22 protein-coding genes are annotated in these 19,528 nt (G+C 63.3%); 10 read left to right on the top strand and 12 right to left on the bottom strand.

Annotated elements, in window-relative coordinates; translation table 11 throughout:
• Positions 1–51: 51 nt before the first annotated feature.
• Genes VIM61_08840 through kdsA form a run of 6 tightly spaced genes read right to left on the bottom strand, consistent with a single transcriptional unit; the run spans position 52 to position 3,987 of the window.
• Positions 52–360, bottom strand: coding sequence for an HPr family phosphocarrier protein (locus tag VIM61_08840; GenBank protein HEY8900506.1), 309 nt, complete (start codon positions 358–360; stop codon positions 52–54).
• Between the two features lie 8 nt (positions 361–368).
• A complete protein-coding gene (hprK, locus tag VIM61_08835; protein HEY8900505.1) occupies positions 369–1,334 on the bottom strand; it encodes an HPr(Ser) kinase/phosphatase in 966 nt (321 codons plus the stop codon).
• A gap of 20 nt (positions 1,335–1,354) precedes the next feature.
• Entirely contained in the window at positions 1,355–2,137 is a 783-nt protein-coding gene (gene lptB, locus VIM61_08830; GenBank protein ID HEY8900504.1) for an LPS export ABC transporter ATP-binding protein, read from the bottom strand.
• Positions 2,134–2,766, bottom strand: a complete 633-nt coding sequence (locus VIM61_08825) for an LptA/OstA family protein (protein ID HEY8900503.1) — start codon at positions 2,764–2,766, stop codon at positions 2,134–2,136. Before VIM61_08825 ends, lptB begins: the two co-directional genes overlap by 4 nt.
• Complete coding sequence (gene lptC, locus VIM61_08820; GenBank protein ID HEY8900502.1) at positions 2,763–3,263, bottom strand: LPS export ABC transporter periplasmic protein LptC; 501 nt, start codon at positions 3,261–3,263, stop codon at positions 2,763–2,765. The genes VIM61_08825 and lptC overlap by 4 nt, the downstream gene beginning before the upstream one ends.
• Positions 3,247–3,987, bottom strand: a complete 741-nt coding sequence (gene kdsA, locus VIM61_08815; GenBank protein HEY8900501.1) for a 3-deoxy-8-phosphooctulonate synthase — start codon at positions 3,985–3,987, stop codon at positions 3,247–3,249. Before kdsA ends, lptC begins: the two co-directional genes overlap by 17 nt.
• Positions 3,988–4,171: 184 nt before the next feature.
• On the opposite strand from kdsA, the gene VIM61_08810 reads away from it, so the two are divergent.
• The 7 genes from VIM61_08810 (at position 4,172) to VIM61_08780 (ending at position 9,164) form a co-directional block, all read left to right on the top strand.
• A complete protein-coding gene (locus VIM61_08810) occupies positions 4,172–5,020 on the top strand; it encodes a hypothetical protein (GenBank protein HEY8900500.1) in 849 nt (282 codons plus the stop codon).
• A gap of 46 nt (positions 5,021–5,066) precedes the next feature.
• Positions 5,067–6,146 (top strand): 23S rRNA (adenine(2503)-C(2))-methyltransferase RlmN, encoded by a 1,080-nt coding sequence (rlmN, locus tag VIM61_08805; protein ID HEY8900499.1) that lies wholly within the window; start codon positions 5,067–5,069, stop codon positions 6,144–6,146.
• A 10-nt stretch (positions 6,147–6,156) separates the two neighbouring features.
• Complete coding sequence (locus tag VIM61_08800; GenBank protein HEY8900498.1) at positions 6,157–6,819, top strand: hypothetical protein; 663 nt, start codon at positions 6,157–6,159, stop codon at positions 6,817–6,819.
• Between the two features lie 39 nt (positions 6,820–6,858).
• Positions 6,859–7,446, top strand: a complete 588-nt coding sequence (locus tag VIM61_08795) for a sigma-70 family RNA polymerase sigma factor (protein ID HEY8900497.1) — start codon at positions 6,859–6,861, stop codon at positions 7,444–7,446.
• On the top strand, positions 7,433–7,939 hold the full coding sequence (locus tag VIM61_08790; protein ID HEY8900496.1) for a hypothetical protein: 507 nt from the start codon (positions 7,433–7,435) through the stop codon (positions 7,937–7,939). The genes VIM61_08795 and VIM61_08790 overlap by 14 nt, the downstream gene beginning before the upstream one ends.
• A 98-nt stretch (positions 7,940–8,037) precedes the next feature.
• On the top strand, positions 8,038–8,385 hold the full coding sequence (locus tag VIM61_08785) for a hypothetical protein (GenBank protein ID HEY8900495.1): 348 nt from the start codon (positions 8,038–8,040) through the stop codon (positions 8,383–8,385).
• A complete protein-coding gene (locus tag VIM61_08780; GenBank protein HEY8900494.1) occupies positions 8,382–9,164 on the top strand; it encodes a methyltransferase domain-containing protein in 783 nt (260 codons plus the stop codon). Before VIM61_08785 ends, VIM61_08780 begins: the two co-directional genes overlap by 4 nt.
• A 9-nt stretch (positions 9,165–9,173) precedes the next feature.
• Here the strand turns inward: VIM61_08780 and VIM61_08775 are convergent, their stop codons facing one another.
• The 5 genes from VIM61_08775 to VIM61_08755 all read right to left on the bottom strand — a co-directional run bounded on the left by VIM61_08775 (position 9,174) and on the right by VIM61_08755 (position 13,242).
• Positions 9,174–9,374: a hypothetical protein gene (locus VIM61_08775; GenBank protein HEY8900493.1), complete on the bottom strand. Its 201-nt coding sequence runs from the start codon at positions 9,372–9,374 to the stop codon at positions 9,174–9,176.
• Positions 9,375–9,378: 4 nt separating this feature from the next.
• Entirely contained in the window at positions 9,379–11,361 is a 1,983-nt protein-coding gene (locus VIM61_08770) for a sodium:solute symporter family protein (protein ID HEY8900492.1), read from the bottom strand.
• 140 nt (positions 11,362–11,501) lie between these two features.
• Positions 11,502–11,918 (bottom strand): biopolymer transporter ExbD, encoded by a 417-nt coding sequence (locus VIM61_08765; protein HEY8900491.1) that lies wholly within the window; start codon positions 11,916–11,918, stop codon positions 11,502–11,504.
• 49 nt (positions 11,919–11,967) lie between these two features.
• Complete coding sequence (gene rdgB, locus VIM61_08760) at positions 11,968–12,564, bottom strand: RdgB/HAM1 family non-canonical purine NTP pyrophosphatase (GenBank protein HEY8900490.1); 597 nt, start codon at positions 12,562–12,564, stop codon at positions 11,968–11,970.
• Positions 12,565–12,570: 6 nt separating this feature from the next.
• Complete coding sequence (locus tag VIM61_08755) at positions 12,571–13,242, bottom strand: sulfotransferase domain-containing protein (GenBank protein ID HEY8900489.1); 672 nt, start codon at positions 13,240–13,242, stop codon at positions 12,571–12,573.
• 158 nt (positions 13,243–13,400) lie between these two features.
• On the opposite strand from VIM61_08755, the gene leuS reads away from it, so the two are divergent.
• The 3 genes from leuS to VIM61_08740 all read left to right on the top strand — a co-directional run bounded on the left by leuS (position 13,401) and on the right by VIM61_08740 (position 18,491).
• Entirely contained in the window at positions 13,401–15,932 is a 2,532-nt protein-coding gene (leuS, locus tag VIM61_08750) for a leucine--tRNA ligase (protein ID HEY8900488.1), read from the top strand.
• 69 nt (positions 15,933–16,001) lie between these two features.
• Complete coding sequence (locus tag VIM61_08745) at positions 16,002–17,426, top strand: carbohydrate porin (GenBank protein HEY8900487.1); 1,425 nt, start codon at positions 16,002–16,004, stop codon at positions 17,424–17,426.
• Positions 17,427–17,501: 75 nt separating this feature from the next.
• A complete protein-coding gene (locus tag VIM61_08740; GenBank protein HEY8900486.1) occupies positions 17,502–18,491 on the top strand; it encodes an N-acetylmuramoyl-L-alanine amidase in 990 nt (329 codons plus the stop codon).
• A gap of 20 nt (positions 18,492–18,511) precedes the next feature.
• Here VIM61_08740 and VIM61_08735 read toward each other — a convergent pair whose 3' ends face one another.
• Positions 18,512–19,105, bottom strand: coding sequence for a hypothetical protein (locus VIM61_08735; GenBank protein ID HEY8900485.1), 594 nt, complete (start codon positions 19,103–19,105; stop codon positions 18,512–18,514).
• Positions 19,106–19,528 lie beyond the last annotated feature (423 nt).

Genomic DNA, 19,528 nt, shown 5'->3' with positions numbered 1-19,528 from the left:
GAGCCCGCCGTCACAGAAGCGGTGTCGAAAACTTGCCGGAAAACCAGAGAATCATTCCTCCCCGAAGCGACTTTCGATAAGTGTCTGGAGTTCGTCGACGGCGCGGTCGGCGTCGGCACCCTCCGCAATGAGCTGGAGTTTGGAACCCTTGCCGGCGGCAAGCATCATGAGACCCATGATACTCTTGCCGTTGACACGTTCCCCGTCCTTTTCGATCCAGATTTCGGCTCGAAAGCGACTGGAGACTTTCACAAGCATCGCCGCTGGGCGCGCGTGGAGGCCATTCCGATTCTGGATGACCACCTCGCGTGCACATCGGCCCGCATCGGTCGTGGATTTTTTTCGTGAGAGCAGGCCCATGGTAAATCTTATCGCTCAGGATTTTGCTGCATCATGGAAAGCAGGCGCTGGTTGAATTCGAGTGCGGTGTTATGTCCCATGCTTTTGAGTTTCTGATCGAGCGCGGCCACTTCCACGAGACGCCCCAGATCCCGACCGGTGCGCACGGGCAGGGTGACGTGCGGAACGCGGATGCCGAGGACCTCGTAGTAGTCGCGATCGATGCCCAACCTATCCACGTCTTCGACTTCGTGCCAATCCATAAGTGACACGACGAGGTCGAGACGCTTCTCGGGACGGACGCTGCCGACGCCGAAGATGGATGCGACATTGATAATCCCAATGCCACGGACTTCCATGTGGAAGCGGGTGAGTTCCGACGACATGCCGACAAGCTCGCGGCCCTCGATGGCTTTGATCTTCGTAATGTCGTCGCTGACAAGGCTGTAGCCGCGTTCGATGAGGCCGAGCACGCACTCGCTTTTCCCAATGCCGCTGGCGCCGCGGATCAGGGTGCCGATGCCCTGAATATCCATCATGCTGCCGTATTCCGACGTCGAGGGCGCAAACTCGAACTCGAGGGCGATCGTGGCCGCATTGATGAACTTCATCGTGATGATCGGCGTTCGAAAGATGGGCGTCTCGAATTCGGCGGCCTGCTGGAGGAGGACCGAGGGAATGGCCGCGTCGCGGGCGACGATGAGGCACGGAATCTTGCGGGAGAACAGCTCCCGGCAGCGCTCCAGAAGGACGGGAGCTTTGAGCGATTTCAGGTAGCTGAGTTCGGAGTTCCCGATGACCTGCACGCGCCGGCTCGCAAAGTAACTATAGAATCCAGCGAGGGCGAGACCGGGCCGATTAATGGTCGGCTCGCGGATGACGCGGTTCATCCCGAGGGACAGGCCCTCGAGACGCAGGCCGAGCTGCTCGGCGTGGTTCGCGTAAAACTGGCCGACCGTGAGAGGCGTCGCGCGAATCGGGGATTTCTCTGGCATCGCGCGAAAGGGATCTGTCCTTACATCGTGAAGCTCTCGCCGAGGTAGAGCTTGCGGCTGATGGGGTCGTTGAGGAGGAAGTCCTTGTTGCCCTGGCTCTCCACGCGACCCTCGAAGATGAGGTAGGCGCGGTCCACAATGTTCAGCGTCTCGCGAACGTTGTGATCGGTGATGATGATGGCGAGGCCGTCCTTGCGGAGATCGGTGATGATCTGCTGGACGTCGAAGACGGCGATGGGATCCACGCCGCTGAAGGGCTCGTCGAGCATGAGCAGTGATGGGTTTGTGACCAGCGAGCGGGCGATCGTGAGGCGGCGCTTTTCACCGCCGGAGAGCGTGAGCGCCTCCTGGCGGGCGACGTGCTCGATGCCGAATTGCGTGAGGAGGTCGGCGCAGCGGGATTTCCGCTCGGCCTTCGAGGCCTTCGTGGTCTCGAGAATGGCCATGATGTTCTGCTCAACGGTGAGCTTGCGGAAGATGGATTCCTCCTGCGGGAGGTAGCCCATGCCATGGCGGGCGCGGACATACATGGGCTGGCTGGTGACGTCAATGCCCTGGAAGAATACGCGGCCGCCGTTCGGCTTCACGAGGCCGACGATCATGTAGAATGACGTCGTCTTGCCGGCGCCGTTCGGGCCGAGCAGGCCGACGATCTCGCCCTTCTTGACGTTGATGTCCACGCCATTGACGACCGCACGACCGCCATAGACTTTGACGAGTTTGTCGGTCTCGAGAAGCGGCTTGCGCGTGTCCTCGGTGGTGGCGGTGGCGGGAGCGGTCATGGGTTCTGCGCTGGCACTCATTGGGAACTTCCGGCGCTCTTGTCGGCGTCGACGAACGTGGCCTTGCTGCCGCCGATGGTCTTGAGGCGGCCGGCGCGGTTGAGAATCATGACGGTTTCGGCCGAGGTGGCGACCTGATTGTTGATGCCTTGCTGGAGCTGCGGCCAGACGGAGAGGGTGACGTCGCCGGTGGCGGGCTCGAAAACGGCCTTGTCGGCGCGACCGATCGATTTCACGGCTTCGCCCTTGTCGTTCGTATTGTCCTGGACGATGACGACCTTGCCCTCCGCGATGGCGTGGTCGATGCCTTTGCGATCCTTGCGGAGATAGACCGTGAGCTTGTCGCAGAAGAGGTTGAACTGCGGGTCCTTCACCACGACCTTGCCCTCGAACGTGGCGATGCTGGTGGCATTGTCGAACGTCGCTCCGTCCTTCGACGTGATTTCGGTCTTGGCGCCCTTCGGGCGGTCCTTGCTCGAAATGCCCAGCGGGTTGTTATCCGCTTTTTTCGCGGACGAGGTCGCCGTGGGACTCGGAGAGGAATCGAGCGAAAAATTGGGAGTCGACTGGGCGCGAAGGCCGCCGGAGGTCGCGAGGGCGGCAGTGGCGCAAAGGAGGGCGAGCGCCCGGCTGGAGAATAGTGGAGTCATTTAACTTGCTCTGAATTGATGATCATCTTGGTCGAGCCCTTCATGCGGCCGAACTTGGTCTTGAGATAGAAGTCCGCCTTTTCGCCGGTGATCACGAAGTCTTCGCGGGTGATTTTCGTAGGCGTGTCGCTTGCGAGGATGCGGGTGTCAAGATTGAAGACGGAATGGGCGGTCGTCACGTGGAAGGTCGTGCCATCCTCGTTGTGAATCTCGAGCTTGAGTTCCGTGAGATCGACGTCGCGATCGCCGACGCGCTTTGCCTCCTTGGCATCGAGCAGCATGAGAAGCTTGCCGGTGGGGCTGAAATTCGGAATGCGCAGGCCGGTGTAGGTCTGCCCCTGGGGCAGATCACGCAGCATGGCGTCCTCCTTTTGCTCCGTGGAGGCGGGAGTCGGCGTGGCCTTGGACTTCTTCGAGTCCTTGTCGGACTTTTCCGATTCCGCGATGGCTGCGACCGGCAGCAGGACGACGAGGAGAAGACTAAGCCACGATTTCACGGATGGAGCGGAGCTGGCGCAGAAGTGCGGGAAGTTTGCGAAGAGGGATCTGGTTCGGGCCATCGGAAAGGGCTCGGGACGGATTTTCGTGGGTTTCAATGAAGACGGCATCACACCCGGCGGCCACCGCTGCGCGGGCGAGCACGGGGGCGAGATCGCCGTCGCCGCTCGTCGTGTCGCCGCCGCCACCGGGGCGTTGCACCGAGTGGGTGGCGTCGAAGATCACGGAGCAGCCGAGTTCCTGCATCCAGGGGATGGAACGCATGTCGGCGACGAGGTTGTTGTAGCCAAAGGTGGTGCCGCGCTCGGTGAAGCAGAAATCCTTGCAGCCGGCGGCGGCGAGCTTCACGGCGATATTTTTGACGTCCCAGGGGGCGAGGAACTGGCCTTTCTTGACGTTCACGGCGCGGCCGGTGGCGCCGGAAGCGAGAATGAGATCGGTCTGTCGACAGAGAAAAGCCGGGATTTGCAGCAGATCGATGTAAGGCGCGGCCTGCTCGGCCTGCTCGGGCGAGTGGATGTCGGTTGTGACCGGCACGTCGTATTCGGCGCCGATCTCGGCGAGAAGCTTACAGCCATCCTCGATGCCGGGGCCGCGAAAGGACTTCACCGAGCTACGGTTGGCCTTGTCGAAGGAGGCCTTGAAGACGTAGCTGGCGCCAAGGTCCGTGCAAATCGCATGGATTTTCTTCGCCATGCGGCGAGTGAAGGCGGGGGTTTCCATGACGCATGGTCCCAGGATGAATGGCATTTCCCGCTCTCCCAGAGAGAGTTTCCCGATACGCACGCGTTTACGACCCATTCGGCGAAAGAATAGACGTAAGTTGCGGGAGCGCCACTTTTTTTGCCGGAGGGACGCGGAGAGCGATCTTGTCGCGAATCGACCGGGCACTTATCGTGTGCGGCCGATGAGGTTGGCGTATTTTCTGGTCGGATTTTTGGGATTCGGTGTCGCGCAGGCAGAGCCGCGGCCGGTGCGGACGACCAAGAAGCAGGAGACCTTCCAGTCGCCGAAGGATCTGATTACCCTGAAGCGGAACCGCAAATTCTCCTCCGCCGACGAGTTCAACGGCTACATGTGGAATTTTTCGCGGGAGACGATGGGCGACGACGTGCGGCTCCGAAAGCTCGAGTCGTTGTCGGAGACGGACCCGTTCTGGATGCGCCGCGCGGTCTGGGCGGATGCCACGATGCCCTGGCGCATGGCGGAATTTGGGAGCGGGAAGCTGACGAGCACCGCCCGCCAGCGCCCGACCCTCGATGATCGCGACGCCGCTTCGCGGCTGCCCGAGCGCGAGTATGCGACCAAGGACAGCGACGATGCGATTCTTGCGACGGCCTACCGTCACTTTTTCGACTACCGTTCGCAGGGGCTGGGCAGGGAAGCCCGCGACGAGAACGCGAAGCTGAAAGTCGGCGACGTGTATTTCTTGGGCCTGGGCCCGCACCTCGCGGAAGCCCCTCCGAGCCTGATCGCCGCATTGCAGAACGACCCCGACATCAGGCGCGACAAGATCACGCTGCGGCCGCTCAATAAAGTGCTCGAGGTCACCGGGGAGGCGATTCGCGATCGCGACACGGGCGCCTATGGGCCCGCCTTTCGCGTGGACGATATCGGCAGGGTCGACAAGGGCGAAGTGAAGGTGATGGTGACTCTCGGCGAACGCGAGGGATTCTGGTTCACGCGGGAGCTGACCATGCGTCAGGGCAAGAACGGCTGGGAAGTCACGAAGGATTCCGACTACGCGATCCCGTAACGCGTTTCCGCCTCGCGGAGCCGGGCCGCCGTGGTAACTTGCGGCGATGCAATCGATCAAATCGCTTACCTTGGACGAACTGGCTGGCCGGTTCGAGGCCATCGGCGAACGCACCTACCGCGCCAGGCAGGTGATCGAGTGGCTGTATCGCAAACGCGTCGCGCGGTTCGCCGACATGACGAATCTCCCCGCGGAGTTGCGCGAGAAATTGAGCGTGGAATTCGACGAGCGGCCGCTCGAGGTCGTGCGTAAAACGGGTTCCCACGACACGACGCAGAAGTTTCTGTTTCGCCTGCGCGACGGCCAGATGGTCGAGACCGTGCTCATTCCCGCGTCCCCGTCGCTCTATGGCGAGGCCTCAGACCGGCGCACGATCTGCATTTCCTCGCAGGTCGGGTGCGCCTACGGCTGCAAGTTTTGCGCGAGCGGACTGGACGGCTGGAAGCGCAATCTCGACGCGGGAGAAATCGTCGACCAGCTCTTGCGGGTCGAGGCGGAATCCGGCGAGCGCGTGAACAACATCGTCTTCATGGGAATGGGCGAGCCGCTGGCGAACTACGACAACCTGCTGAGGGCGATCGGCATTCTCAACGCGCCCTGGGGCACGGAGATTGGCGCGCGGCACATCACGGTCTCCACGAGCGGCCTCGTCCCGCGCATTCGCGACCTCGCGGACCAGCCGCTGCAGATTCGTCTCGCGATTTCGCTGCACGGGGCGACGGACGACGTTCGCAATCGCATCATGCCCGTGAACCGGAAATATCCGCTCGCGGAGTTGCTCGAGGCCTGTGCGTATTTCCGGTCGAAGAAGAAGCAGAAGCTCACGTTCGAGTTCATTCTCATCGAGGGAGTCAACGACAGTCTCGAGCAGGCGGCGGAGCTCGGCCGCCTGACGAAGCGGCTCGACGCCAAGGTGAACGTCATCCCCTACAACAACGTCGAAGGGCTGGAGTGGAGCCGCCCGTCCGTGCGCGTGCAGGACGAATTCATGGCCGTGTTGCGCAGTCTGGGCGCGGTGGCGACGATTCGTCGGGAGAAGGGACACGACATCGCGGCGGCATGCGGGCAGTTGCGCCTTCAGACCGTGCGCGAAAAACCCATTGCAGCCGATCCGGACGTGAACTAATGAGGAGTTAATGGCCGAAGAGAATTCCGGGTGTCCTGAGCTCTGGGACGAGTATCAGTGGGAGCGCTTCCTCCAGCAGCAGGACCGCAAGACCGAGCAGTATTTCCAGTTGTTCGAGAAGTATCAGGATCATCCCGAGCGGGATGAGATCATTGCCCGCGAGATGGGCTGGAATCATTCGGACGACGATGACGAAGAGGAGGAGACCTCCGACTGGCTCGAGACGCTTCAGGACAGCGACGAGGAATCCGAAGAGGATGAGGACGAAGACGAGGATGCGGAGCTCGACGAGTTGCAGCACTCGGAGGTCTACATGCAGAGCATGGAGCTCAACCGGCGCGTCTTCACCATGGTCGAAGAGCGCGAGGCGCTGAAGGACCATCCCGTGGCGGTGGAACTCGCGACGCGTGTCGCGATCTGTGGCGCGAAGCTCGCCGCGGCCCTTTGCGGGGACGACCTTTCCGAGGTGGGCATGACGATCGCCTATCTCAAGCGCAGCGTGAAGGCGGCGAACGACGCCCTCGGCGCGGCCAGCCGCCTCCGCCAGGCCGGGCTCATCGACGACGAGGATCTCGGCAGCGTCAACGAGCTCCTTTTCCCCATCCGCGAGTGCATCGTGGATATGATGGGCGAATTCCGGCAGGAATTGCGCCGCCGTCGGGGCGAACTGTAATTTCTTTGAATAAAGGCCGCGTTCGTCGCGTCTCCAAACATGGAAAGTGACGAACTGGCGAATGAAGCCGACCTGTTGGGCCGTTGCCGGCAGGGCGACACGCAGGCTTTCGACCAGCTCATCACGCTCCACCGCGAGAGAGTGTTTATGGTCGCTTATCACATCCTGAGAAATCACGAGGAGGCGCTCGACGTGTCGCAGGAGACCTTTCTGCGCGCGTGGAAGAACCTCGCGCGTTTCGATGGATCGGCGAGCCTGCGGAGCTGGCTGTCCCGGATTGCGACGAATGCTTCGATCGACGTCGTGCGCCGTCGCCAGGCGCATCCGCAGACGGAATTCGAGGCGGTGCCCATGACGATCGATGCCGCGTCGCACACCACGCCCGCGCAACCGGCCCGTCCGGGGGACAGTCTCGATCGCGCGGAAATGCGGTCCCGTTTTGAACAGGCGTTGGGAACGCTGAGTGCTGATCACCGGGCGGTGATCGTGCTCAAGGAAATCGAGGATTTTTCGTATCAGGAGATCGCGGATGCGGTCGGCTGCTCGATCGGCACGGTGATGTCCCGGTTGTTCTACGCGCGAAAGAAATTACAGGAACAGTTGAGGGATTTTTATGAAGAACTTTGAAGAGCGATACACCGCATGGCTCGACGGGCAGCTCGACGAGCCGGAGCGAGCGAAATTCGAGGCCGAGCTGCCCGATCGCGAAGCGGCGCTGGCGGACGCGGCCCAGTGGCGCGCCCTCGGTGGTTTGATGCGGGAGGTGGTCGTGCCGACGGCCGTGCCTCACTCGGACTTCCTGAATAGTCAGGTGCTCGAGGCGATCCGGCGGGAGACGCCGGTGGCGGAAGCTGCCAGGCCGGTGCGGGGCTGGTTCCCGATCGGGCGGCTGGCCTGGACGGGGGTCTTTCTCGCGGCGGTGGCGGCGGTGCTTTCCTGGATGTGGATGCCCCGCGACGGCGGCGTGCCGAACGAGGCCCGCTTCATCTCGCAGGTGATCGATGCCCGTTCGAGCGATCCGAAGCTCGGGGCCTATGCTTTCGCCGCTCCGGGTGGCAATGGCGCCGTGTTGTGGGTGGACGATGCCGGGTTCATTCCGGCGACCGAGCGTCTCAAATAATGATGAGGAGCCGGGGGGGAATTGCGTGGCTCGTTGCGCTGGTGTTGCTGTCGCTGGTTCCGTTGGGCCGGGCCGACGACAAAATCTGGGCAGCGTTGGTGCTCGGCACGAATGAGCGGCCGCCGAAGCCCGTTCCAAAAGAACTGGCGGCCTACGCCCCCGGACTGCGCACCATTTTCGGAGTCAATTCGCTCTACCTGCTCGGTTCCAAGAAACGGGAAATCGTCAAGGGCAGCGAGGAATGGATCGTGCCGACGAAAGTGGTCTTCCTCAAGGTGCGGTGCCTCGATCGGGGCGCGGCCAGTTACACGGTGCAACTGGATCTCTACCTGAAGAAGCGGCTCGTCGTGACTTCCAAGGTCAGGCTGGCCCGCGGGGCGCCGCTCTACATTCGCGGCCCGCAATGGGGCCGGGGACGGCTGGTGTTCATTCTCGAGGTGCGATGAATCTCGACGACTCGCAGCGGGCCGCGCAGGCGCAGTTCGACCGGCAGAGCGATCGCTACGGCCGATCCCATGTGCTGGCGGATGTGGGCGATCTCGAAAGCGCCGTTGCGGGACTGGAAATGCCCGCGGTTGGTCCGGCGCTCGACGTGGCGACGGGTGGCGGGCATACCGCCCTGTGGCTGGCGCGGCGTGGCTATCGGGTGACCCTGGCGGATATTTCGCAGCAAATGCTCGGGCGGGCGGCGGAGTTGCTCGAGGAAGAGGGCTTTCTCTCCGAAACGCGCCAGCATCCGGCGGAGGAATTGCCGTATCCCGGCCGGAGCTTTCGGATCGTGGCCTGTCGCGTGGCGGCGCACCATTTCAGTGATCCGGCGGCATTCGTTCGGGAGGCGGCACGGGTGCTCGAGCCCGGCGGAATGCTTCTGGTCGTCGATGGCACCGCTCCCGACGACAAGCCGGAAGCGGAGGCGTGGTTGCACGACCTCGAAAAATGGCGCGACCCGAGCCACGGGAGGTTTTTGAAGCCTTCGGTGTGGCGGAAACTTTGCGAGAGTGCGGGGCTGAAGGTCGACCGCATCGAGATCTGCCGGCGCAGACAGCCCGATCTCGAATGGTATTTCGAAACGGCGGCGACAGCGCCGGCGAATCGGGAGCGGGTGCGGAAGCTGATCGCCGCCGCGTCGCGGCCGGTGCGCGACTACTATTCCCTTGCGGTCGAGGACGGGCGGATCACCTGGCACTGGCCGATGATCCACCTTGTGGCCACGAAGCCGGCCTGAGCGCCGGGGCTACTTCTTCTTCCCGGGCCGGAGGCTCGAGATGAGCATCCATGCGCCGAAGAGGACGAGGACGATGCCCCACCAGAGATTCACGTTGATCCCGAGCGATCGCTCGTAAAGCGCCGCGGGGGTGACAAGGCCGTAGCCCGTCATGAGAAGGCCGATGAGGGAGAACATCAGGCCGATGGGGAGGCGGATATCGAGGCCCATGGGATTACCAGAAGATGATGTTGAGGATGATGCAGCAGGCGAGGAGAATCAACCCCAGCACACCCGGACGGGCATACCAGGCGACGTTTTCTTCCTGAATACGGGGGGTGAGGGAGTAAACGAGGCCGCGGAGATCCTCCACGGTCTTGTTTTGTTTGGTGGCCAGCGAGATGACGATGGTGAGGATGAGGCAGACGCCGAAGGCGAAGGTCGCGAGCCAGAAGTTCTGCGCCATTTCGCTCGGGAAGCTGGCCGGGGTGACATGGAACATCTGGGCGAAGTAGCCGCCCTTCACCCCGACGGCATTGCCGGAGGCAAGCGAGAAGCCGTGGAAGATTGCCGAAGTGGCGGTGCCGCCGAGCAGGCCGAGGAAGGCGCCGGTGCCGGTGGTGCGGACCCAGAACATGCCGAGCAGGAAGGTCGCGAAGAGCGGGGCATTCACGAAGCCGAAAACGAGCTGCACGACATCCATCGCGTTGTTGAAGTTCTTCGCGAAGTAGGCGCAGGCGATGGAGAGCAGGATGCCGGCGATCGTTGCGAAGCGGCCCATCCAGGCGTAGTGGGCGTCGCTTTTGTTTTTCGCGACGTAGGCCTGGTAGAGGTCGTAGGTCCAGACCGTGTTGAAGGCGGTCACGTTGCCGGCCATGCCCGACATGAACGAGGCGAGCAGCGCGGTGAGCGCGAGGCCGAGGAGCCCGGGCGGGCAGTATTTCTGGACGAGGGAGAGGATGACGCCGTCGTAGTCGTTCTTCGGAACGAAGTTCTGCTGGATGGCCGCAGTGACCTCGGCGTCGCTCATCGGCGCGGCCTCGGCCTGCGCGATGACGGCGGCGAATTCCGGCTTGAAGCCAAACGCGCCGAGCTTGCCGGCGACGGTGCTCGCGACTTTCTCGGGGGCGAGCTTCGCGGCGGTGGCCGTCTGGAACTCCTTCACGGCGGCGGAGACATCGCTCTGCGTGACTTCGACCTTCGGGAGTTCGTAACCCTTGTTCAGGGTGGCGAGACCGATGGCGAGCATGCCGGGAAGGATGACCAGCACGGGCATGAGCATCTTTGGAACGGCGGCGATGAGCGGCGTCTGGCGCGCGGCCGTCATGTTGCGGGCCGCCATGGCACGCTGGACGACGAGGAAGTTCGTGCACCAGTAGCCGAAGGAGAGAACGAAGCCGAGGCCGAAGACCATGGCGAAGATGTCGACGCCCATCGGGTTCGCGCTGGGACCGCCGAGGAGCGGCGTCCATGCGGAGGTCCAGGCGTCAGGCTGGAAGGTCTTGTCGTTGAGGCCGAGCGCCATCGGGTCGACCGCGACCTTCTGGAGGGTGTCCTTGAGTGCGCCGTAACCGCCGACATCCTTGAGGCCAAGGTAAACGACCGGCGCGAAGCCGAGCACGATCATGAAGAACTGGAGCACCTCGGTGTAGATCGCGGAGGTGAGGCCGCCCTTGAGCACGTAGATCAACACGATGCCGGAGCAGATCCACAGTGCGGCGTGGTAGTCCCAGCCGAGGAGCTGGTTGAGCAGCTTCGCCAGCGCGTTCATCGAAATACCGGAGGCGAATACGGTCATCACCGCGAAGGTGAGCGAGTTCAGCGCGCGGACGCGCTCGTCGAAGCGCATCTTGAGGTATTCCGGCACGGAGCGGGCCTTCGAGCCGTAGTAGAACGGCATCATGAACACCGCGAGGAAGATCATGGCCGGGATCGCGCCGACCCAGTAGAAGTGCGCGGTCGAGATGCCGTATTTCGCGCCGGAGGCGGCCATGCCGACGAGTTCGAGCGCGCCGAGGTTGGCCGACATGAAGGCGAGACCGGTCACCCACGCGGGAATGCTGCGCCCGGATGTCAGGAAGTCCGCCGACGTCTTCATGTAGCGCTTGAGCGCAAAGCCGATGCCGACGACGAATGCGGTGTAGGCGATGAGGATCGTGTAATCGATCCATTTGAGGTCGACCGCGGCGGCGGCGAAGAGAGGGGATGCCGAAATCATGGGGAGGCGGTGAAAAAAATGCTGGGAGCTTGGGATGACAGTCCTTCGGGGGAGCGAGGACGGACGGCGAGTTGCTTAACACCGGCGAACCCCCGGCCTCAAGCCTCTTCGCGGGGAAAACGAGAAGTCCGAGGCCGGACCTATTTCGGAATGCTGGCGGCGAAGCCGACGGACGTGACACCCGCCGCATTGCAGGCGTCGAGCACGCGGAGCACGAGATCGTATTGGGACTTGCGGTCGCCGCGGATGACGACGGTCTGGTCGGGATTCAGCTTCGCGAGCTTGCCGACGAGCGTCTGGAACTCCTCGAAGGTGACGGTGCGCGCATTGACGCTGAGTTCGCCATTGGAGCGGATGTTCACGATCATCGGCGCGGCCGGGGCCTGCGGCGCCTGCTTTTGCGAGGATTGGGGCAGCGCGATCTTGAGATCAGTCTCCTTGGTGCGGTTCGACCACGTCAGGAGAAAGAAAAAGCAAAGGACGAGGAGAATATCGATGAACGCCGTCACGTTGAAGAGAATCGGCGTCGGGGCGACGACGGAGCGGCGGAAGTTCATGGAATGCGGGAAGAATTCGCACACGACGGGCGCGAAAACAAGGCGCGGCTCAATCGATCGGGTGCGTCGCGAGCCACTCGCGGAACCCGGCGAGGGCGCGGGAGCGATGGCTGATGGCGTTCTTGGTCGCGGCCGGAAGCTCGCCGAAGCTGCGATCGTAGCCGTCGGGCACAAACAAGGGGTCGTAGCCGAAACCGCCGGCGCCCGAGAGCGTGTCGAGCAAACGGCCTTCCACGGCGCCGGCGAACTCCGCGACGAATTCCCCGGCGCGGGCGAGCACGAGCACGCAGCGGAAGCGCGCGGTGCGGGGCGCGGCCGCGAGCGTGGCGAGTTTCTGAAGCAAAAGCGCGTTGTTGTCCGCATCGGTCGCGGAGGGGCCGGCGAAGCGGGCGGAATAGACGCCGGGCGCGCCGTCGAGGGCGTCGACCTCGAGGCCGGAATCATCCGCGAGCGCCCAGCCGCCGGTGAAGCGGGAGATGGCGAGCGCCTTCAATGCGGCATTCTCGGAGAAGGTCGTGCCGGTTTCCTCGACCTCGGGGGCGTCGGGCACGTCGCGCAGATCCGCAACCTCGAACGTATCTGCAAGCATGGCGGCGATTTCGGAGGTCTTGTGCGCGTTGCGGGTGGCGAGGATGAGACGTTGCATGGAGCGTCAGGCGAGGCCGGCTGCGGCGGCTTCCCGGTGGAGGCGTTCGACGGCGTAGCGGTGGATGTCGTAGTCGAGGGCGTTCTCGACGCGGAATTTTTCGATCGCGGCGGGAGCGATCTCGTATTCGCTGCGCGGCGAGGGATTCAGATGCGGCGGGGCCGGCACGGGCGGGTGGCCGGTCTTCGCGGCCATGAGATTGATCGTCAACTGGAGCTCCTCGGTCGTCCCGACGAGAAAGAAGTCATCGAGGCGCGCGCGCCAGGTCTCGGCGGTGACGCCGAGGTAGGAGGCGAGGTTGTTGCGCGTGTGGGCCATCCAATGCTCGAGGGAGTCGGGCCAGGGGCGGCCTTTCCGGGCGCGGTGGAAGTATGCGGAGATGCGGCGTTCGAGCGGGTCGCGCACGATGGTGACGACGCGGCATTTTCCGGCGGCGATCTCGGCAGCGTAGCGTTCGCAGGGGCGGATGCCGGCCTGGATCAAATGCCCGTGAACGAGGCAGGGGCGCGGGAGGGCATCGAAATCGAGCTTCGATTCCGCGAAGGCCGCGACCTGTTCCTTGCTCGGGTAGGAGCCGGGATTCTCGTGCGCGGTGTGGAACCATTCCTTGCATTGGTGGATGAAGGAGCGGCCGCCGCATTTGGGCAGATGCTGGTAGATAAAGATGTCGGGCTCCATGCGCGCGGGGAAAATCGGTCAGGTGGAAAGGGGCGTCAGAATTTGACGGATTTCGGGGATCGACAAGACCCAATTGCCGGGTGCGAGGCGGGAGCGCGCTTCGGGGTTTTCTTTTCGGCGGGCAGCGGGCAGACTTCGCGGTTCCCGAAAACAAGACGATGTCGCAACGCAAGCCCTTTCCCTTTCCCGAGTTCGAGTCCCGCTGGCAGCAGGAGTGGCTCGCCACCGGCGCGTTCCGCACGCCGAATCCCGGTGACGCAGGCTTCGACCCGACACGGCCCAAATACTACGTGCTCGACATGTTTCCCTACCCGAGCGGCGAGGGGCTGCACGTCGGCCACGTCGAGGGCTACACGGCGACGGACATCCTCGCGCGCACGAAGCGCATGCAGGGCCATAACGTGCTGCACCCAATGGGCTGGGATGCCTTTGGCCTGCCGGCGGAGCAGTTCGCGATCAAGACCGGGCAGCATCCGCGTGTGACGACGGAGCGCAATGTCGCGCGCTTTCGCGAGCAGTTGCAGGGCATCGGTTTTAGCTACGACTGGTCGCGTGAGATCAGCACGACGGACCCCGCGTATTTCCGGTGGACGCAGTGGATTTTTCTCAAGCTCTACGGCGCGTGGTTCAATCCCGCGACGAACCGCGCGGAGTCGATCGAGACCTACGCGGGCGAGGATCCGGACAGCGTGCGCCTCGCCTACATCGCGGACCGGCCGGTGAACTGGTGCCCGCAGCTGGGCACGGTGCTGGCGAACGAGGAAGTCGTCGACGGCAAGAGCGAGGTCGGTGGCTTTCCGGTCGAGCGGCGGCCGATGCGGCAGTGGATGCTGCGCATCACCGATTACGCGCAGCGGCTCATCGACGAGCTCGACGGGCTGGACTGGCCGGAGTCGATCAAGCTCCTGCAGCGAAACTGGATCGGCCGCAGCGAGGGGGCGTCGGTCGAATTCGGAATCGAGAATTCGGAATTCGGAATCGAGGTTTTCACGACGCGGCCGGATACGCTTTTCGGCGCGACCTACATGGTGCTCGCGCCCGAGCATCCATTGGTCGAGGCCATCACGACGGCGGAGCAGGCCGAGGTCGTCGCCGATTACAAAAAGAAGGTGTCGTCGAAGTCCGACCTCGAGCGCACCGACCTCGCGAAGGAAAAGAGCGGTGTGTTCACCGGCGCTTTTGCGGTGAATCCCGTGAACGGAGCGCGGATTCCCGTGTGGGTGGCCGACTACGTGCTGATGGGCTACGGCACCGGCGCGATCATGGCCGTGCCCGCGCATGATGAGCGCGACTTCGAGTTTGCGCAGGCGTTCGAGCTGCCGGTCGTCCAGGTCGTGCAGGCGCCGGAGGGCGTGGATTGGCGAGGCTTCACGGGCGACGGCGTTGCGGTGAATTCCGGATTCCTCGACGGAAAGGCGACGCCCGAGGCGAAGCGCGCGATCATCGCGTGGCTCGAGGAACGCGGCGTCGGCGCCGGCCGCGTGAACTACAAGTTGCGCGACTGGCTGTTCTCCCGGCAGCGCTACTGGGGCGAGCCGTTCCCGATCGTGTGGGAAAACGGTCGCCATCGCGCGCTCGACGAGGCGGATCTGCCGCTCGTGCAGCCCGAGATGGATGATTTCAAGCCGACCGGCACGGGCGAGCCGCCGCTGGCGAAGGCCGTGGACTGGGTGCGCTATTCCGAAGCCGCCCGCCGCGAGACGAACACGATGCCGCAGTGGGCGGGCTCGTGCTGGTATTACCTGCGCTACTGCGATTCCGAGAACGCCGGCCGCTTCGTCGGCGAGGAAGCCGAGAAATACTGGATGAATACCGGAAAACCCGGCGGCGTGGACCTCTACGTCGGCGGCACGGAGCACGCTGTGCTGCACCTGCTCTACGCGCGATTCTGGCACAAGGTGCTGTTCGATCTCGGCGAGGTTTCGACGCCGGAACCCTTCCAGCGTCTCGTGAATCAGGGCCTCATCCTCGGAAGCGATGGCGTGAAGATGTCCAAGAGCCGCGGCAACGTCGTGAATCCCGATGAGGTGATTTCCGAATATGGCGCGGACTCGCTGCGCCTTTACGAGATGTTCATGGGGCCGCTCGAGCAGATGAAGCCGTGGAGCATGAAGGGCGTCGAAGGCGTCTTCCGCTTCCTCGCTCGCGTGTGGCGTCTTGGCTTCGAGGAGAACCAGGAGGGCGAGTGGGCTCTCTCGCTGGCGCTCGCGGAAACCGAGTTCACGGGCAGGCAGGCGCGCGTCGTGCACGCGACGATTAAGAAGGTCACCGAGGATATCGAGGCCCTCGCGTTCAATACCGCGATCTCGCAGATGATGATTTTCGTGAACGAGTTCACGAGCGCGGATCCGCGTCCGCTTGGCGCGCTGCGCGTGTTGCTGCCGCTGCTCAGTCCGTTTGCCCCCCATCTTGCGGAGGAAATGTGGACTCGCCTCGGCTTCGAAGGCCGCGCTTCGCAGCAGGCGTGGCCGGCCTACGACGAGAGATATCTCGTGGATGACGAGGTGGAGATTGCTTTGCAGGTGAACGGCAAGTTGCGCGATCGCGTGACGGTGCCGAAGGCCGCGGAATCCGCCACCCTCGAGGAGATCGCGCTGGCGAATGCGAAGGTGCGCGAGATGACGGATGGCAGGACGGTCGTGAAGGTGATCGTCGTGCCCGGCAAGCTCGTGAACATCGTCGTGAAATAAGCGGGGCGGGACCGTCTTCGGAATTGCCAATCAGTGGGAGGATTAGTCACTGTATTCCCAATCCCCCTTATGAAACTCCGCCTCTCCCTCGCGGCCGTATTCGTCGTTTTCACGTTCCTTCCCGGCGCCGCGCAGGCGGAAGTCGGCGGCACATCCCGATTCTGGGACTACTATGATCCCCGGCCATCGAATTACATCGGCTCGCGCGAGTGGTGGGATGGCGAGGCGGCGAGCGGTGATTGGTGGAACATTCGCAACATGCTCAAGACGGAGAACGGCATCGAATTCTCCCTCACCTACACGAACAACATCGCCGGCAACGTCGTCGGCGGCAAACAGCGCACGGCGACCTACACGGACAACGTCGGCTTTGGAGTCGCGCTCGATCTCGAGAAGCTCGTCGGCTGGAAGGGCGGCTCGCTCACCGTGAGCGGCCTGAATCGCTCGGGCCAGAGCCTTTCGGAGATCGCGCTCGCGAATCAGTTCACCGTCCAGCAGGTCTACGGCGGCCAGACGGCGATGTTTTACGCGCTGGCCTTCGAGCAGAAGCTTCTCGACGACAAGGTGGCCATCAAGCTCGGTCGTTTTGCGACCGGCGACGACTTCGGCAGCTCGCCGATCTACTGGCTCTACATGAACAACGGCATCGACGGGAACCCCCAGGCGCTGCCGGTGAACACGCAGTTCTCCGCGTATCCATGGGCTGTGTGGGCGGCGCGGCTGCGCATCGACCCGACGCCGGAGTTCAATGCCATGTTCGGCGCCTATCAGGTCTCCTCCCGCGTCTTCGATCGCGCCTATCACGGTCTGGACTGGAGCATTCGCCCCGATGATGGCGTGCTGTTCATCAGCCAGTTCGGATGGACTCCGGAGTTCTTCAAGCGGCCGGTCGAGCAGCCCGCGGAGGCCGACGGCAAGACGCTCGCCGGTGGCAAGGGGGCGGATGGCAAGACCGCGGCGAAGAGTTTCAAGCAGCCCGTCGTCACGACAATGAAGGGGCTGCCCGGTCATTACTGGTTCGGCGCGTATCTCTCTCCGTGGCAGTTCCCGCAGTTCGGCACGCTGGACAAGGCGACGAATTCCTACGGTTTCTACTGGCACATGGACCAGATGGTTTTCCAGGAAGCGCCGGGATCGGATCAGGGGCTCACGCTCTGGAGCGCGTTCGTGTGGTCGCCGCAGCAGAACATCGCGAAGCTTCCGTTCCAGGTGAACGGCGGCGCCGCCTACAAGGGGCTCATTCCCACGCGCGACGAGGATCAGACCATGCTCGGCGTCGTTTACGGTGAGTTCAGCAAGGACTACGCGCGCGCCACGCAATCCGCCGGCGGCGGCTATCCCGATTACGAGCTCGTCTTCGAATTCGGCCATCGCGTGCAGTTCAACAAGTGGCTCTTCGTGCAGCCGAATCTTCAATACGTCATCAATCCCGGCGGCACGCACACCGTGCCGAACGCCCTCGTGCTCGGCGCGCAGTGCGGCGTGACGTTTTGAGATTTCGCCCCGCGACATCGCGGCGCCAAGGAATTGTCTTGGTGCCCAGGTGTTCAGGTGGTGAAAACTCCGGACATGCGGTGGGTGATATTTCTGGCGTGCCTGTTTGTGCAGGTCGCGCGGGCGGACTGGAAGATTGTGCCGATCGGCGGGCGGGACTACGTCACGCTCGCGAGCGCGGCGGAGTTCTACGGCCTCGGTGCGCCGACCAGCTCCGGGAAGAAATTTGCGGCGAACGGGAATGGCAGGTCGCTGCAGGTCGAGGTGGGGAGCCGCGAGGCGATGATCGATGGCGTGCGGCACTGGCTCTCGTTTCCCGCGCTGCCCGGAGAAGGCGGGGCCTGCGTCTCGAAATTCGACGTGAGTCGCACGATCGATCCCGCGCTGCGACCGGAGAAAGTCGGTGGGATGAAGCCCTTCCGCACGGTGGTGCTCGACGCGGGCCACGGCGGACACGATAACGGCGCGCGATCACCCTTCGGTTCCGAGAAGGAATTCACCCTCGATACCGTGCGACGGCTGAGGAAGAAGCTGGAGGCGGCCGGCCTGAAGGTCGTGCAGACGCGGAATAGCGACACGTTCATCGATCTCGAGGCGCGACCCCGCGTGGCCAACCGGCTCTCGGGCGCGATCTTCGTGAGCATTCATTACAACTCGGCCGATTGGAAACCCTCGGCGAACGGCATCGAGACCTACGCGATCTCGCCGCTCGGCGCTCCGCCCAGTGGGCAGGATAATGTCATGGCGCGGGACCGGATGCCGGAACGCGGCCACGCCCTCGAGCCGGTGAATTTCACGCTCGCGAATGCGGTGCAGCATGCGCTTGTCGGGAAACTTGGCGTCGAGGATCGCGGCGTCAAACGGGCGCGATTCGTCGTGCTGAAGGACGCCGCCACGCCGGCGATCCTCATCGAGGGAGGCTTCCTCACGAATCCCGGCGACGCGGCAAAAATCGCGAGTCCGATCTGGCGAGAGAGCTACGCGGCGGCGATCGCCGCCGGCATCGTGGAGTTCAGGAACCTCGCGGAAAAAGGAACGAAGCCTCGCGAGAAGAAGGACTGGTAGTTCGCCTGAGGGAGCCGGCGCTATTCCGCGGTGAGATCGGCCAGGCGCTGTTTGAGGCGGTCGCGGTCGGAGCGGAGTTGCTCGATGCCGGTCGCGTCTGCGGAATAGGTGACGACGTAGGTGCCTTGATAGAGGACCGCATTTCCCCACGCGTCATAGGTGTAATGTCTCGGATTTGCGGCCTGCTTGGAGCCACGGGCAGAAATTTCCATTTCTGCGGCTTTGATTCGCTTATCCAGATTCCCAACCTCCGCCTTCAACGCTTTGACAAGTTTTTCACGAGCGGCCTTGGCTTCGGCGGCAGCGCGAGCGGCCTTTCGTTCGAGAAGGGTCTGGAAATTCGGCGTTGGCGAGGCCGATTTCGAGGAGACTGCCGAGGATGACGACGCGGCGTTCGAGGGGTCGGCGGCCTTCGCCGGGATCGCTGTCGGCTGAGCGGGAGTCTGACTGATTGGAGCTCGAGGGCCCCGATCATCGGGATTGCGCGAGAAATAGGTGGCCGCCGCGCGAACTCTCAGGCGTCCATCGGCGACGACCAGCATGTTTCCGTCCTTTCGCACGAGTCGCACCGCCATCCCGGGTCGGAAGCCATGAACTCCGGAATCGGTGGTCACGGAAAAGGATTTCACGACGTAGTAGACCTCGCTTTCCGGTCCCTTTGGCGGATTGCTGGTGGTCGGCGCCGGGGTTGCGGCAGATTTTACGGGAGCAGGCGCGGTGGATTCCTGTTCGGGAGTTTTTGATGGCCGCGAGCAGCCCGGCAGGATCAAAACGATGGCGCTGATCAAAATTGCCGGGCCGAGGGGAAATTGCTGGAAAAGGAATTTGTCTGCCGCCATGAGAACCAAACGGGATTGACGCATAGGACATGCAGACCTTTTTTGCCAAGCAGTAAGCTCATCCTCCGCGGGGAAGTTCGGCCAGTTCCTTCAGAACGCTGGCCGTGGAAATCTGGTCCATGGGCGCTTTGCCGATGGCGGGGGTGACGATGTGGGCGGAGGTGCGGCGGGGGCGCCAGTGAAGGGGATTTGTAGGGC

The organism is Chthoniobacterales bacterium (genome assembly GCA_036569045.1).
Lineage (GTDB): Bacteria > Verrucomicrobiota > Verrucomicrobiia > Chthoniobacterales > JAATET01 > JAATET01.
This window is presented reverse-complemented; position numbering and strand designations above follow the sequence as displayed.